At 67.3% G+C, this 14,357-nt stretch carries 15 protein-coding genes; 13 read left to right on the top strand and 2 right to left on the bottom strand.

Going from position 1 to position 14,357, the window contains the following annotated elements; genetic code table 11:
* Positions 1–6: 6 nt before the first annotated feature.
* The 8 genes from ahaH (at position 7) to V0Z78_RS02440 (ending at position 8,129) form a co-directional block, all read left to right on the top strand.
* On the top strand, positions 7–339 hold the full coding sequence (gene ahaH, locus V0Z78_RS02405) for an ATP synthase archaeal subunit H (RefSeq protein ID WP_336343023.1): 333 nt from the start codon (positions 7–9) through the stop codon (positions 337–339).
* A complete protein-coding gene (locus V0Z78_RS02410) occupies positions 326–2,563 on the top strand; it encodes a V-type ATP synthase subunit I (protein WP_336343024.1) in 2,238 nt (745 codons plus the stop codon). The genes ahaH and V0Z78_RS02410 overlap by 14 nt, the downstream gene beginning before the upstream one ends.
* A 62-nt stretch (positions 2,564–2,625) precedes the next feature.
* Positions 2,626–2,841 carry a F0F1 ATP synthase subunit C gene (locus V0Z78_RS02415; RefSeq protein WP_336343025.1) on the top strand — a complete coding sequence of 72 codons (216 nt, stop codon included), beginning with the start codon at positions 2,626–2,628 and terminating at the stop codon, positions 2,839–2,841.
* 24 nt (positions 2,842–2,865) lie between these two features.
* Positions 2,866–3,447 (top strand): V-type ATP synthase subunit E, encoded by a 582-nt coding sequence (locus V0Z78_RS02420; protein WP_336343026.1) that lies wholly within the window; start codon positions 2,866–2,868, stop codon positions 3,445–3,447.
* Positions 3,444–4,517, top strand: a complete 1,074-nt coding sequence (locus tag V0Z78_RS02425; protein WP_336343027.1) for a V-type ATP synthase subunit C — start codon at positions 3,444–3,446, stop codon at positions 4,515–4,517. The genes V0Z78_RS02420 and V0Z78_RS02425 overlap by 4 nt, the downstream gene beginning before the upstream one ends.
* Positions 4,514–4,840, top strand: a complete 327-nt coding sequence (locus tag V0Z78_RS02430) for a V-type ATP synthase subunit F (protein ID WP_336343028.1) — start codon at positions 4,514–4,516, stop codon at positions 4,838–4,840. The genes V0Z78_RS02425 and V0Z78_RS02430 overlap by 4 nt, the downstream gene beginning before the upstream one ends.
* A 38-nt stretch (positions 4,841–4,878) precedes the next feature.
* Entirely contained in the window at positions 4,879–6,642 is a 1,764-nt protein-coding gene (locus tag V0Z78_RS02435) for an ATP synthase subunit A (protein ID WP_336343029.1), read from the top strand.
* Complete coding sequence (locus V0Z78_RS02440; protein WP_336343030.1) at positions 6,642–8,129, top strand: V-type ATP synthase subunit B; 1,488 nt, start codon at positions 6,642–6,644, stop codon at positions 8,127–8,129. The genes V0Z78_RS02435 and V0Z78_RS02440 overlap by 1 nt, the downstream gene beginning before the upstream one ends.
* Positions 8,130–8,183: 54 nt before the next feature.
* Here the strand turns inward: V0Z78_RS02440 and V0Z78_RS02445 are convergent, their stop codons facing one another.
* Positions 8,184–9,236 (bottom strand): hypothetical protein, encoded by a 1,053-nt coding sequence (locus V0Z78_RS02445; protein ID WP_336343031.1) that lies wholly within the window; start codon positions 9,234–9,236, stop codon positions 8,184–8,186.
* A 58-nt stretch (positions 9,237–9,294) separates the two neighbouring features.
* Positions 9,295–10,290, bottom strand: a complete 996-nt coding sequence (locus V0Z78_RS02450; RefSeq protein WP_409338662.1) for a DMT family transporter — start codon at positions 10,288–10,290, stop codon at positions 9,295–9,297.
* 180 nt (positions 10,291–10,470) lie between these two features.
* Between V0Z78_RS02450 and V0Z78_RS02455 the strand changes: the two genes are divergently transcribed.
* The 5 genes from V0Z78_RS02455 (at position 10,471) to V0Z78_RS02475 (ending at position 14,351) form a co-directional block, all read left to right on the top strand.
* A complete protein-coding gene (locus tag V0Z78_RS02455; protein WP_336343032.1) occupies positions 10,471–11,259 on the top strand; it encodes a helix-turn-helix transcriptional regulator in 789 nt (262 codons plus the stop codon).
* A gap of 95 nt (positions 11,260–11,354) precedes the next feature.
* Positions 11,355–12,056 (top strand): V-type ATP synthase subunit D, encoded by a 702-nt coding sequence (locus tag V0Z78_RS02460; protein WP_336343033.1) that lies wholly within the window; start codon positions 11,355–11,357, stop codon positions 12,054–12,056.
* 144 nt (positions 12,057–12,200) lie between these two features.
* Positions 12,201–13,310 carry an NADH:flavin oxidoreductase gene (locus V0Z78_RS02465; protein WP_336343034.1) on the top strand — a complete coding sequence of 370 codons (1,110 nt, stop codon included), beginning with the start codon at positions 12,201–12,203 and terminating at the stop codon, positions 13,308–13,310.
* A gap of 36 nt (positions 13,311–13,346) precedes the next feature.
* On the top strand, positions 13,347–13,745 hold the full coding sequence (locus V0Z78_RS02470) for a DUF6276 family protein (RefSeq protein ID WP_336343035.1): 399 nt from the start codon (positions 13,347–13,349) through the stop codon (positions 13,743–13,745).
* Positions 13,746–13,787: 42 nt separating this feature from the next.
* The gene (locus tag V0Z78_RS02475; protein ID WP_336343036.1) at positions 13,788–14,351 is read left to right on the top strand and encodes a DUF302 domain-containing protein; all 564 of its coding nucleotides are present in this window, start codon (positions 13,788–13,790) and stop codon (positions 14,349–14,351) included.
* Positions 14,352–14,357: the final 6 nt, after the last annotated feature.

Consider the following 14,357-nt stretch of genomic DNA (forward strand, 5'->3'; position numbering starts at 1 on the left):
CACAGCATGCCGAGGCCAGAGGTTCTACAGAACATCAAGGAGGCCGAAGCGGAGGCCGATGAGATCGTCGCCGAGGCCGAACGCGAGCGCGAGGACCGCATCGCCGAGGCCCGCGAGCGCGCCGAGAAGATCCGTGAGGAGGCGCGCGAGGAGGCGAACGAGCACGCCGACGAACGCCTCGCGGAGGCGCGCGAGGAGATCGAGGCCGAACGCCAGGAGATCCTCGCCACCGGCGAGGAGGAGCGCGAGGCCCTCGAAACGCGCGCCGAGGACAACGTGGACGACGTCGTCGAGTTCGTCGTGAGCCGGTTCGAGGAGGCGGTGCATGCTCAGACCTGAACGGATGAGCAAGGTCTCGGTGACCGGCTCCAAGCCCGTCATGGGCGAGGCCATCGAGACGATCCACGACCTCAACCTGGTCCACCTGGTCGACTACGACGACTCCTGGGAGGGGTTCGAGCCGGGCGACCCCGAGGCCGAGGCCGAGGAGATCTCCGAGAAGCTCGTCACCGTTCGGGCGATCGAGAGCATCCTCGACGTCGACGAGGAGGACGCCGGTCCGAGCCGGATCGTCGAGGACGAGGAGATCGAGGCCGAGATCGAGGAGGTCCGCGAACGGGTCAACGAGCTCGACGACAGACGCGTCGAGCTCCGCGAGGAGCTCCGGGACGTCGACGAGCGCCTCTCGTCGGTTCGACCGTTCGCGCGCCTCGGCATCGACCTCGATCTGCTCTCGGGCTACGAGAGCCTCGAGACCGCCGTCGTCGAAGGCCGCGAGGAACGAATCCGGGAGGCGCTCGAGGGCGCCGAGGGGATCGACGAGTACGAGACCTTCGCCGAGGAGGGCGTCGTCGCGATCTTCGTCCGTCCCGAGGAGGGCGTCGAGGACGCGCTCGCCGACGCGCTGGTCGGCGTCGAGGTGACGATGCTCTCGGTGCCCGACGCCGAGGGCAGCCCGCAGTCGTACGCCGAGGATCTCGAACACCGGAGACAGCAGCTCGACTCGAAGCTCACGAGCGTCGAGGGCGAGATCACCGAGCTGAAGCTGGACGTCGGCGGGTTCCTGCTCGCGGTCGAGGAGGAGCTCTCGATCGACGTCCAGAAGGCGGAGGTGCCCCTCTCCTTCGCGACGACCGAACGGTCGTTCATCGCGGAGGGGTGGGTGCCGACCGAGCGCTACGAGGAGCTCGAGGCCGCTCTCGCCTCGGAGGTCGGCGACCACGTCGACTGTGAGGAGCTCGAACGCGTCGACTTCGACGACGTCTCGCACGGCCACGGCCACGGCACGGCCGACGAGGAGTCGGGCGACGCGGGCGACGCCGACCGCCAGCCCGCCGCGGCCGACGGCGGCGAGCGGAAACCGCGCGCCGACGGCGGGCACGCCGCCACGAGCATGCACGGCGACGAACCGCCGGTCGTCCAGGACAACCCCGGCACCGCACGGCCGTTCCAGCTGCTCGTCGAGGCGATCAACCGCCCACGGTACTTCGAGCTCGACCCGACGATCGTCCTGTTCCTGACATTCCCAGTGATGTTCGGGCTGATGATCGGCGACGTCGGCTACGGGATCCTCTACATGGCGATGGGCTTCGGGCTCTATCGGGCGTTCGACAGTCCCGCCATGAAGAGCCTCGGCGGAATCGCGATCTGGTGTGGGATCTTCACGACGATCTTCGGCGTGCTGTACGGCGAGATCCTCGGCTTCCACACCATCTCGACGATGCTCTGGGAGGGCGTCGTCGGGCTCGAACACGCCCCGATCGAGAAGGGCCTCGACAGCGCCTATGCGCTGTTCTGGCTCGTGGTCGCCCTGCTGATCGGGCTCGTCCACCTGACGATCGGCTACGTCTTCGGGTTCGTCAACGAGCTCGAGACGGAGGGGCTGGTGCCCGCCGCCGCGAGCAACCTCTCGTGGGCACTGCTGGCGATCGGGGCCTGGATCTGGATCTTCAGCACGACCTACGCGTCGTCGAAGCCAGAGTTCCTCTTCACCGTCTTCGACGGGGAGCCGATGGCGCTCGGATTCGCCGGCTTCAGTCCGGCCGTCGGCGCCGCCGGCCTGGGCCTCGCGGCCGTCGGGCTGGTCGGCGCGGTCTACGGGGAGTACCTCCACCAGGGCTCCGCCGGGATCCTCATCGGCCTCATCGAGAGCATCACGAACGGGCTCGCCCACATCATCTCCTATACGCGGATCACCGCGGTGTTGCTCGCGAAGGCCGGCATGGCGTTCGTGGTCAACCTGCTCGTCGTGGGCGCCTACGAGGACGAGGAGGGACACTTCCACTTCATGACCGGTGCCCACTCGGAGGTACCCGAAGGAGGCGAGCTGATGTTCAGCGGAATCCTCACCACCGACGCCGGCCTCGCGATGGCCGCTCTCACGGTTCTCGCCGGCGCGCTCGTCTTCGTCGTCGGCCACGTCATCGTGCTAGGACTCGGCATTACGAGCGCCGGCCTGCAGGCCGTACGCCTCGAGTACGTCGAGTTCTTTGGGAAGTTTTATGACGGCGGTGGTGAGAACTACGAACCGTTCGGATACGATCGAACCCACACGACGGAGTAAGACAGTCACAACCTACAATGCTAGAACTCGAATTCGCTAACGCACTCGCAGACGCAGTCGTAATGCAAGCAGAGGGACCCTCGGTCGAGAACTCCGGGCTGGCGGCGCTCGCGGTCGGCCTGGCAGCGCTCGGCGCAGGGTACGCAGAGCGTGGCATCGGAAGCGCGGCGATGGGCGCGATCGCCGAGGACCGCGACCTGTTCGGTCTGGGCCTGATCCTGACGGTCCTGCCGGAGACGCTCGTGATCCTCGCGCTGGTCGTCGTGTTCGTCGTCTAAACGCCCCCCTTTCCCCTTTCATCAATGAGTTTAGAAACGGTCGTCGAGGACATTCGGGACGAAGCCCGCGCGCGTGCAAAGGAGATCCGCGCCGAGGGCGATGAGCGCGCGGAGGAGATCGTCGCCGAGGCCGAACGCGACGCCGAGGAGATCCGATCGGAGCGCAAACGTGAGGTCGAGCGGACGATCGAACAGGAGCGCGAACAGCGCCTCTCGAGCGCGAACCTCGAGGCGAAACAGAAGCGCCTCGAGGCCCGTCGGGACGTCCTCGGCGACGTCCGCGAGGCCGCTGAGCGTGAGGTCGCGGCCATCGACGGCGACCGACGCGAGCGGCTCACCCACGAGCTGATCGAGGCGACCGCAGCGGAGTTCGACGAGGACGCGGCGGTGCAGATCTACGGCCGTGCGGACGACGCGCAGCTGCTCACGTCGCTGCTCGCGGAGTACGACAGCCTCGCGCACGCCGGCGAGTACGACTGTCTCGGCGGCGTCGTCGCCGAGAGCAAGCAGTCCCGGATCCGCGTGAACAACACGTTCGACTCGGTGCTCGACGACGTCTGGGAGGACAACCTCAAAGAGGCCAGCGCCCGACTGTTCGAGCAATGAGCCCCAGGACGCAGACGATCGGGAGTTCGAACCCGGAGTACGTGAACGCCCGCGTCCGGGCCCGACGCGCCGCGCTGTTCGGCGACGACGAGTACCGGAAGCTCGTCCGGATGGGACCGAGCGAGATCGCACGGTTCATGGAGGAGACCGAGTACGAGACCGAGATCAACGCGCTGGGTGCACGCTACGGCGGCGTCGACCTGATCGAGTACGCCCTCCACCGGAACCTCGCGAAGCACTTCGACGACCTCCTCCGCTGGTCGGAGGGGCGGCTCTACGAACTGATCGCGAACTACCTCCGGAAGTTCGACGCCTGGAACGTGAAGACGGTGATCCGCGGCGTCTACACCGACACCGATTCGGAGGCCATCGAGGCCGACCTCATCCGAGCCGGCGAGTTCTCCGATCGCGAGATCGATCGGCTGCTCGAGGCCCGATCGATCGAGGAGGTCGTCGAGCAGCTCGACGGCACGATCTTCGGCGACCCGATCGCGGAGGCCTACGAGGAGTACGAGCGGACGGACGTGCTCGTCCCCCTTGAGAACGCGGTCGATCGGACCTACTACGAACACCTGCTCGACGACGTCGGCCGGATCAGCGGCGAGCGCGACGACCCGATCACGCGCTACGTCGAGTTCCTGCAGGCGGAGATCGACTTCCGGAACATGCGGAACGCGCTCCGGCTCGCGCGGACGGGCGCGGAGATCGACCCCGCGGAGTTCTTCATCGAGGGCGGGACGCTGTTCACCCGATCGGAGCTGTCGGCGCTGGTCGGCAACCGCGAGGAGCTGCTCGCGCGAATCGAGGAGAGCCGCTACGGCGACCGCCTCGACGAGGCGCTCGCGCAGCTCTCGGAGGCCGACAGTCTGATCGGGTTCGAGCACGCGCTCGACGTGGCGCTGCTCGAGTACGCCGATAAGCTCGCGAACCGCTATCCGATGTCGGTCGCGTCGGTGCTGTCGTACGTCCTCGCGAAGGAGCGCGAGGTCGACAACATTCGGGCGATCGCCCGCGGGCGCGAGGTCGGACTGAGCGAGGAGGAGATCACCGAGGAGCTGATCGTCACATGAGCCAGGAGATCGCCGTCGTCGGCAGTCCCGAGTTCACGACCGGCTTCCGCCTCGCGGGCGTCCGGGTCTTCGAGAACGTTCCCGAGGAGGAGAAGAGCGAGGAGCTCGACGACGCCGTCGAGCGCGTCCTCGAGAACGAGGCGGTCGGCATCGCGATCATGCACGAGGACGACCTCGAGCACCTCTCGCGGAAGATCCGCCAGCGTGCCGAGACCAGCGTCGAACCCACGTTCGTGATGCTGGGCGGCGGCGCGGGCAGCGGCGGACTCCGCGAGAAGATCAAGCGTGCGATCGGGATCGACCTCATGGAGGAGGAGTCCTAACCACGACTTATGCAGGCCGAGTTCCAACACCAAACACAATGAGCCAAGCAACACAACAGGAGATCGACGCCGTAAGCGAGGGCGTGATCGAGAGCGTAAGTGGCCCCGTCGTGAGCGCCACGGATCTGGACGCCCGGATGAACGACGTCGTCTACGTCGGCGACGAGGGGCTGATGGGCGAGGTCATCGAGATCGAGGGTAACCTGACGACGATTCAGGTGTACGAGGAGACCTCGGGCGTCGGCCCCGGCGAGCCCGTCTCGAACACGGGAGAGCCACTGAGCGTGGACCTCGGGCCCGGCATGCTGGACAGCATCTACGACGGCGTCCAGCGTCCGCTCGACGTCCTCGAATCGCAGATGGGCGCGTTCCTCGACCGCGGGGTCGACGCGCCCGGCATCGACCTCGAGAGGACCTGGGAGTTCACCCCCGAGGTCGACGTCGGCGATAGCGTCGAACCGGGTGACATCGTCGGTACCGTCCCCGAGACCGAGAGCATCGACCACAAGGTGATGGTCCCGCCCGACTCGGAGGGCGGCGAAGTGAGCGCGATCGAGTCGGGCGAGTTCACCGTCACCGACACCGTCCTCGAGCTCGAGAACGGCGAGGAGATCGCGATGCGCCAGGAGTGGCCCGTCCGTCAGGCCCGACCGACGGAGAACAAGCACTCACCGGACCGACCGCTGGTGACCGGCCAGCGCGTCCAGGACGGCCTGTTCCCGCTCGCGAAGGGCGGGACCGCGGCGATCCCCGGTCCGTTCGGCTCCGGGAAAACGGTGACCCAGCAGTCGCTCGCGAAGTTCTCCGACGCCGACATCGTCGTCTACATCGGCTGTGGCGAGCGGGGCAACGAGATGACGGAGGTGATCGACGACTTCCCCGACCTGCCGGACCCCCAGACGGGCAACCCGCTGATGACGCGGACCTGCCTCATCGCGAACACCTCGAACATGCCCGTCGCCGCCCGCGAGTCCTGCGTCTACACCGGGATCACGATCGCGGAGTTCTACCGCGACATGGGCTACGACGTCGCGCTGATGGCCGACTCGACCTCGCGGTGGGCAGAAGCGATGCGCGAGATCAGTTCGCGCCTCGAGGAGATGCCCGGCGAGGAGGGGTATCCCGCGTATCTGGCGGCGCGCCTCTCGCAGTTCTACGAGCGCGCGGGCCTGTTCGACAACATCAACGGCACCGAGGGCTCGATCTCGGTCGTCGGCGCGGTCTCGCCGCCGGGCGGTGACTTCTCCGAGCCGGTCACCCAGAACACGCTGCGCATCGTGAAGACGTTCTGGGCGCTCGACGCCGACCTCGCCGAACGGCGGCACTTCCCGTCGATCAACTGGAACGAGTCCTACTCGCTCTATAAGGACCAGCTCGACCCCTGGTTCATCGAGAACGTCGCCGAGGACTGGCCCGACGTTCGCCAGTGGGCGGTCGACGTCCTCGACGAGGAGAGCGAGCTCCAGGAGATCGTCCAGCTGGTCGGTAAGGACGCCCTGCCGGAGGACCAGCAGCTCACCCTCGAGATAGCGCGCTACCTCCGCGAGGGCTTCCTCCAGCAGAACGCGTTCCACGACGTCGATCAGTTCTCGCCGCCGGAGAAGAGCTACCTGATCTGGCAGGCGATCAAGACGTACAACGACGAGGCGTTCAACGCGCTCGAGGCGGGCGTGCCGGTCGAGGAGATCACCGCGATCGACGCCGCCCCGCGCCTGAACCGGATCGGCACCCAGGAGGACTACGAGGCGTACGTCGAGGAGCTTCAGGACGACATCGAATCACAGCTCAGGGAGAAATACTGATGAAGGAGTACCAGACCATCACCGAGATCAGCGGACCGCTCGTGTTCGCCGAGATCGACGAGCCCGTCGGCTACGACGAGATCGTCGAGATCGAGACGCCCAACGGCGAGATAAAGCGCGGCCAGATCCTCGAATCCGAGAGCGACGTCGTCGCCATCCAGGTGTTCGAGGGTACCTCCGGGATCGACCGCAACGCCTCCGTCCGGTTCCTCGGCGAGACGATGAAGATGCCCGTCACCGAGGACCTCCTCGGGCGCGTGCTCGACGGCTCGGGCAACCCGATCGACGGCGGCCCCGAGATCGTCCCCGACGAACGCCACGACATCGTCGGCGAGGCGATCAATCCCTACGCCCGCGAGTACCCCGAGGAGTTCATCCAGACGGGCGTCTCGGCGATCGACGGGATGAACACGCTCGTGCGCGGCCAGAAGCTGCCGATCTTCTCCGGCTCGGGGCTGCCGCACAACGAACTCGCCCTGCAGATCGCCCGCCAGGCGACCGTCCCCGAGGAGGCCGCCGAGGACGAGGCCACCGACGAGCCCGGCGATGAGGAAGAGGGCGACCTCGGTGAGGGCGCCGACGACGAGGGCAGCGAGTTCGCGGTGATCTTCGGCGCGATGGGGATCACCGCCGAGGAGGCAAACGAGTTCATCGACGACTTCGAGCGCACCGGCGCGCTCGAACGGTCGGTCGTCTTCATGAACCTCGCGGACGACCCCGCTGTCGAGCGGACGGTCACACCGCGGCTCGCCCTGACGACGGCGGAGTACCTCGCCTTCGAGAAGGGCTATCACGTGCTGGTCATCCTCACGGACATGACCAACTACTGTGAGGCGCTACGGGAGATCGGTGCCGCCCGCGAGGAGGTCCCCGGCCGTCGGGGGTACCCCGGTTACATGTACACCGACCTCGCGCAGCTCTACGAGCGCGCCGGCCGGATCAAAGGAAGGGACGGTTCGGTGACCCAGATCCCCATCCTGACGATGCCCGGCGACGACGACACCCACCCGATCCCCGACCTCACCGGTTACATCACCGAGGGTCAGATCATGATGGATCGGGACCTCAATTCTCAAGGTATCGAGCCGCCGGTGAACGTCCTTCCGAGCCTCTCGCGGCTGATGGACGACGGGATCGGCGAGGGACTCACCCGCGACGACCACGCCGACGTCTCCGATCAGCTCTACGCGGCGTACGCCGAGGGGGAGGACCTACGCGACCTGGTGAACATCGTCGGTCGCGAGGCCCTCTCCGAACGGGACAACAAGTACCTCGACCTCGCGGATCGGTTCGAGGAGGAGTTCGTCCAGCAGGGCTACGAGACGAACCGCGACATCGACGAGACGCTCGACATCGGCTGGGATCTGCTCGGGATGCTGCCCGAGGCGGAGCTCAACCGGATCGACGAGGATCTCGTCGAGAAGTACTACCCGCGCGAGGAGTCCGAGGCCGAACCCGAAGAGGTCGGCGTCGAGGCCGACGACTAGCCGTTTCTCGCCGCTCCTCTCGTTTCACTTCTACCCGTTCGGGTGCGCTACGTGCTACTCGGCGTCGCCCGGCTCGTCGTCCGGTAGTCCCCGCTGGAGGACGAACGGGCCGAAGTCGGCGGCGGTCCGACGAGCGACCGTCGCGATCCTGAGCACGTAGACGATCAGTACGGCGAACGGGCTGAACAGCGCCGTGATCGTCGTGCTCACGACGGCCACGTAGACGTACGGATGGAGTTCGAGCTCCAGCAGGTTGCCGTAGCCGAGGATGACGAACCCGCCGCCGAGCAGCGTGGGGAAGCCGACGTAGAGGAGCACCTTCGAGAGGTCCGCGAGCTCCTGTTGCATGTGGACCGTCTTGAAGTACTGGCGCGCGACGTGGACGTCCTGGAGCAGCTCCTCGAGACGGTCGAGCTGACCGTCGGCGGCCTCCGAGAGCTCCTCGGCGTAGTGCTCCTGTATTCGGCGCACGACCTGGAGCTGCCAGGGGTCGTCGTAGTCGATGATGACCCCGATGACCTCGAACGTCCCGAAGGTCGCATCCTCCAGGACCTCCACGGCCTCCTGGTCCCTCGTCTCGGTCGTCTCGACGAACTCCTCGACTTCGGCACGGAGTCCCTCTGACGCGTCGGTACACACCTCCCTGAGGCCGAGCGCAGTCTGGCGCTTCTTCGCGATCAGCACCCGGAGGAACTCGGAGGGTTCGACCGGGGTCGGGCGGATCCCCGTATGGTTCTCGATGCCGCGTCGGTACTCGCGGGTCTCCTCGAGGCGTTCGAAGAACGTTCCCGTCGTGCCGAACTCCTCCGAGAGGATCAGCTGGTTGATCGCGAGCACCACCGTGATGAACGGGAGCATCCCGCCGATCAGCGAGCCGGCGAGCTCCGTGACGTCGCCGGCCTCCGAGGGAGTGATGAGTCCGCCCCGAATGAGCACGAGCGAGGCGACGAAGACACAGACGAGCAGCCCGGCCGAGAGCAGCCCCCGGTGACCGTCGAGGTAGATCCAGCGCGTCACCTCCTCGACGTTCAGTCGCTCGCCGAGGCCCGGATCCGGCTGGGATTCGGGCGGGTCGTCCTGGCTCCCCATCTCGTCCGTCTCGTCCATGGTGGCGTACCGCCCGCCGAACGGAAAGAGCCGTGGGATCCGATCTCGAAGCCGCCGCTCAGTCCTGCTCGTTCCAGCGGCTCTCGCCTACGACACACGCCCGGCCCGCGCTCGAGTCGTCCTCGAACGATCCGCGCAGGCCCGCCAGTTCGTGCTCGAGTCGCTCGCGGTTGAGGATCGCGAAGCCGGCGAACACCACGAGGAAGCCGAGGACGGTCGTGGGGGTGATCGTCTCGCCGAGGAAGACCCAGCCCCCGAGCGCCGCGACGACCGGAACGAGGTAGAACGCGAGGTTCGTCCGGATCGCGCCGATCTCGTCCAGCAGGCCGAAGTACGCGATGTACGCGAGCACTCCCGAGAAGACGCTGACGTAGCCCAGCGCGACCAGCCCGGTCGACGTCCACTCGATCGCGGCGACGCGTTCGCCCTGCGAGAGGGCAAGCAGGTGACAGAGCAGTGCTCCCACCGGAAGGCCCCAGGCCGTGCGGGCGGTGCTCGGCATCGAGGCGTCGGCTCGCCGGATGAGCACTCCGCCTAACGCGGCCCCGACCGCGCCGGCGAGCAGGAGCGCGTGAACGGCGCCGGCGCTCGCGAGCAGGTTCACCGGATCCAGGTCGATCACGATCGCCACGCCGACGAGCGCGACGACCATGCCGACGGCCTCCGCCGCGGTCAGCCGTTCGTCCGAGAGCAGGAAGGCCGCGAACACCGGCGTCAGGATCGGATTGAGGCTGAAGACGATCGACGCGACGGCGCTCGAGACGTACTGCTGGCCGAGGAAGAGCATCGCGTTGGCGAGTCCGATCGACAGCAGGCCGGCGGCGGCGATGCCGGCGAGGTCGGCGCGCGTCCTCGGGAGCCACTCCTCCCGGGGGTGGGTGAGGACGACGTAGCCGAGCAACAGCACCGCCGCGACGTCGAAGCGTACCGCGACGAACAACAGCGGCGGCATGTACTCGAGGCCCGCCTTCGCGGCGACGAACGTCCCCCCGAAGAAGACCGCCGTCGCCAGAAACATGACGATGTTGCGGGCGGAGGAGTCTATCGCCACCACCCCTTCGACGAACGACGTTCCGTGGGACCCATCTCGTCTTCGGGTACGCCCGTGACGGGTTTATACCTGTCCAGAAATACGATCGATAAGTGAATGAATCGGACGAAGAGAAAGCCGGTCGAGGGATGAAACGCTTTCACGCTACGAAACCGTTTTGTGAGGTTGCCGTCGAGAGGCCGTATGGAGTCGGCGCTCGCGGAGATCGAGTTTCTCGTCCTCTCGTCGAACCGGGTCGCGATCCTCGAGGCGCTCGCCGAGGAGCCTCGGGATCGCTCGGCGCTCGCCGAGGCGACGGATGCGTCCCAGCCGACGATCGGCCGGATCCTCCGCGACCTCGAGGAGCGCCGCTGGATCACCCGAACCGAGAGGGGGTACGAGGCGACGGCGACCGGCCGACTCGTCGCGGAGGGTCTCACCGACCTGCTCGCGATCGTCGAGACCGAACAGCGACTGCGTCCGGTGATGGAGTGGCTGCCCGTGGACGTGATGGCGTTCGACCTCAGGCGGCTGCGAGACGCGACGATCACCGTCCCGAGTCGGACGCGCCCGAGCGCACCGGTTCGGCGGGTGAACGGGATGATCCGCGAGGCCGAGGACGTCCGGGTCTGTTCGCACGCCTTTAACGAACAGAGCCTCGAGGCCGTTCGCGAGCGGGCCCTCGACGGGCCGGGGACGTTCGAGGGGGTGTTCTCCCGGACGGCGATCGACGCGCTCGCCGAGGACGACTCCCTGCGAACGCGGCTTCGCGAGCTCGCCTCGTCGGACGGCGCGGCGATCCGCATCCACGCGGAGGAGATCCCGATCGCGATCACGATCGCCGACGACCGGGTCCACCTCATGCTGCGAGACGACGACGGGGTGTTGCAGGCGGCGATCGACACCGACGACCCCGAGGTACTGTCGTGGGCACGATCCGTCCACGAGGCCCACTGGTCGGCGGCGGCTCCCCTCGACGCCGAGGGGCTCTAGCGTCGAATCGTTCCCGCCGGTTTACCGGCCGAGCGGGGCGAACCGGGTTCCTCGACTGAAAAGGATTAACAGCGTTCGCGTGCAACCCCCGCGTAATGGCCAAGGACGTCAAACCCACCCGGAAGAACCTGATGGCGATCGAGGATCGCATCGACCTCTCCGAGCGTGGCCACGACACTCTCGAGAAGAAGCGCGACGGGCTGATCATGGAGTTCATGGACATCCTCGATCAGGCCCAGGACGTCCGATCCGACCTCGACGACGACTACGAGCGCGCCCAGCGCACGCTCAACATGGCCCGATCGATGGAGGGCGACGTCGCGGTGCGGGGCGCCGCGGCCGCGCTGAAGGAGCACCCCGAGATCACGCTCCAGTCGAAGAACATCATGGGCGTCGTCGTCCCGCAGATCGAGTCCACCCGCGTGAAGAAGGGCCTCGACCAGCGTGGCTACGGCGTGCTCGGCTCCTCGGCGCGTATCGACGAGGCCGCCGACGCCTACGAGGAGCTGCTCGAGACGATCATCCTCGTCGCGGAGGTCGAGACCGCGATGAAGAAGATGCTCGACGAGATCGAGACCACCAAACGCCGCGTGAACGCGCTCGAGTTCACGCTGCTGCCGACGCTCTACGACAACCAGGAGTACATCGAGCAGAAGCTCGAGGAGCAGGAGCGCGAGGAGATCTTCCGGATGAAGAAGATCAAGGACAAGAAGGAACGCGAGGAAGAGGAGGAGGACGAACTGGAGGAGACGACGGAGGAGTCCGTCGACGCCGGTATCGCGGAAGCCGACGACTGAGCTCAACTGCTGATCTGCCTTCGACCACCCGTAGTCGCAGCGGTGAAACCACGCCGACTTCCGTTCCTTCTAGCCACTCGATCGAGACACCGTGTGACGGACACTCGGGCCGACCCTTTACGTCCGAACGCCGTAGTGCCGGCGATGTCACAGACCTCGACTGCCGACCCGCTGTTCGAGGAGTTCCGGCTCTCGGAACTCGAGCTCGACAACCGGATCGGCCTCTCGCCGATGACGCGGATCAGCGCGACCGAGACGGGACGGGCGACCGACGAGATGGCGGAGTACTACGCCCGGTTCGCCCGCGGCGGGTTCTCCGTTCTCATCACCGAGGGGATCTACACCGACGAGGCACACAGCCAGGGCTACGACGGCCAGCCCGGCCTCGCGACCGACGAGCAGGCCGCCTCGTGGGAGGCCGTGACCGACGCCGTCCACGAGGAGGGCGCCCCGGTGATCGCCCAGCTCATGCACGCCGGTCCGCTCGTCCAGGGCAACCGCTTCGTCGACGAGCCGATCGCCCCCTCCGCGGTCGAGCCGAAGGGCGAACCCCTGGCGGCCTACGGCGGCAGTGAGGAGTTCGCGACGCCGCGAGCGATGACCGACGAGGACGTCGAGGACGTCATCGAGGGATTCGTCGACGCCGCCCGCCGGGCGGAGGACGCGGGCTTCGAGGGCGTGGAGATCCACGGCGCGAACGGGTATCTACTCGATTCCTTCCTCACCGAGTACACCAACGACCGCGACGACGAGTACGGCGGCTCGCCCGAGAACCGCGTTCGATTCCCCAGGGAGGTCGTCGAGGCGGTTCGCGAGGCGACGCCCGAGGAGTTCGTCGTCGGGATTCGGCTCTCCCAGAGCAAGGTCAACGATCCCGACTACCGCTGGTCCGGCGAGGAGGAGGCCGAGACGATCTTCGGCACGCTCTCCGCGGCGGGCGTCGACTACCTGCACGTCACCGAGGCCGCCATCACGACGCCGGCGTTCGACTCGGAGTCGGGGCCGACGCTCTCGGAGCTGGCCGCACGCCACGGCGACGTCCCCGTGATCGCCAACGGCGGGCTCACCGATCCGGAGCTCGCGCGCGAGGTCCTCGAGACCGGCGGCGCGGACCTCCTCACGCTCGCGACGGGCGCGCTCGCGAACCCCGACTGGCCGAATCGCGTCAGGGAGGGCCGGGAGCTCGACGCGTTCGACCCGGAGGAGACGCTCCAGCCCGACGCCTCCATCAACGAGTTCGAGCTCTCCGAGTAGGCGAGGGGTTTTCACCCTGTTCGCCCTCCTGCCGGTATGCAGTGTCCCGAGTGCGACGGCGACGTCCTCGTCGTCGCCGTTCCCGACGAACTGCGCGGCTACCTCCCGAGCGATCCCGATACCGTGGCGGTCTGTGAGCGCTGTCTGACGACGACGCCGGTCGACGGTCCCGCCACGGACGACGCGGCGGCCGTCGCCGCCCTCTCAACCGAACTCCCCTCGGCTCCCGAGACCGCCCTCTCCGTGGCGGTGTTCGTGACGCTCTGTGGGTCGCTCGCGCTCCACCGTGCGGAGATCGAGAAGCTGGTCTCGCGGATCGAGCACGCGGGCGTCGACCCGCTCTCGGCGCTCGATCGGCTCGGGGCCGATCCCGCCTTCGACCTCGCGCTCGACGTCGAGCGTCGACGGACACAGCTGACTCAACTGCTCGATTGATCGAAACAAAGACTAACCGGCGTCGGCCGAGAGAGCCGATGCATGTCGGATACGAACGACGATCGACGGCGACGCGTGCTGCAGGGAATCGGTGCACTGCTCGGCGGCTCGTCCCTCGCGGGTGTTGGCGCGGGTAGCGCCGCTGCCGGCGCGGACGACGGCGGCCCCGAAGACGAAACCGAGGAATCGGACGGTGAGGGGTTCTGCTTTCGCGACGACGGGCTCGTCACCGTCGAGAGCGGCGAGGACGTCCCCGGAACGGTCGGCTGCATCGAGCGCGCCATCGAGGAGGCGGGTCTGTTGCACGTCGCGACGATCGATCACGCCGAGAACGCGGCGTCGATCGGCGAGGAGCTCCGGCCGACGACGCTGCTGATCTTCGGCAACCCCGAGGTCGGAACGCCGCTGATGCAGGAGGACCAGTCGATCGGCATCGACCTCCCCCAGAAGCTGCTGGTCTGGGAGGGCCCCGATGGGGACGTGAACGTCACCTACAACGACCCGGAGTACCTCGCCGCCCGCCACGGGATCGATCAGGACGAGCGGATCGGCATGATCGGCGAGGCGCTCGCCGGTCTGGCCGGGAGCGGGCGATCCGACGAGTAGACTCGT

The organism is Halalkalicoccus sp. CG83, from assembly GCF_037081715.1.
GTDB classification, from domain to species: Archaea; Halobacteriota; Halobacteria; order Halobacteriales; family Halalkalicoccaceae; genus Halalkalicoccus; species Halalkalicoccus ordinarius.